Origin of the sequence: Actinotignum schaalii (assembly GCF_028864145.1) — a bacterium.
Taxonomy (GTDB): domain Bacteria; phylum Actinomycetota; class Actinomycetes; order Actinomycetales; family Actinomycetaceae; genus Actinotignum; species Actinotignum schaalii_B.
In genome coordinates this window covers 1-586 of the sequence record NZ_JARBHJ010000076.1, presented here as the reverse complement: position 1 = coordinate 586, position 586 = coordinate 1, and the positions used below count along the sequence as shown (strand labels likewise).

Sequence of the window (586 nt, the reverse complement as noted above, 5' to 3'; positions counted from 1 at the left end):
CTCGGATCACCACTCGCTAGCCAATTCCCCGAGGCATATCGCAGGCTACAACGTCCTTCTTCGGCCCATACGCACCAAGGCATCCACCAAACGCCCTACAACACCAAAAAAACAAAACACAAGAAACTCAAAACAAAAACATTACGCAAAATCACAAACAAACACACAACCAAAAACCAAAGCCTTCGGCACCACATGCTTGTTATAAAGATGCTCACGCTCACTATGCGACAACCAACCACCACACCAACACCACAAACAGAAAACAAGGACAAACCCTCACCAACTGCTCACAGGCGGTAAACAGACAAGCTAGTGTCCGAATGCCTAACAGCACGCCCAACCACACAACACCCAAGAAAACAAACAAGAAAGAAAGCCTTCTCAAGCATCTCTTTTTACGCGTCCCAAACAAGAAACAAAACAAAAACCAGCAAACCCCAATAGCCCACCGATTATAACGTCTCCTGCAAACAATCCTTAGAAAGGAGGTGATCCAGCCGCACCTTCCGGTACGGCTACCTTGTTACGACTTCGTCCCAATCGCCAGCCCCACCTTCGACCGCTCCCCCCAAAAAATGGTTAG

Annotated in this window: 2 rRNA genes; both read right to left on the bottom strand. The window is 48.1% G+C overall.

Annotation, left to right across the window (positions count from 1 at the left end):
- Positions 1–110: ribosomal RNA gene (locus PWJ82_RS09530) — 23S ribosomal RNA — on the bottom strand; the annotation flags it as partial.
- Between the two features lie 374 nt (positions 111–484).
- Positions 485–586: ribosomal RNA gene (locus tag PWJ82_RS09525) — 16S ribosomal RNA — on the bottom strand; the annotation flags it as partial.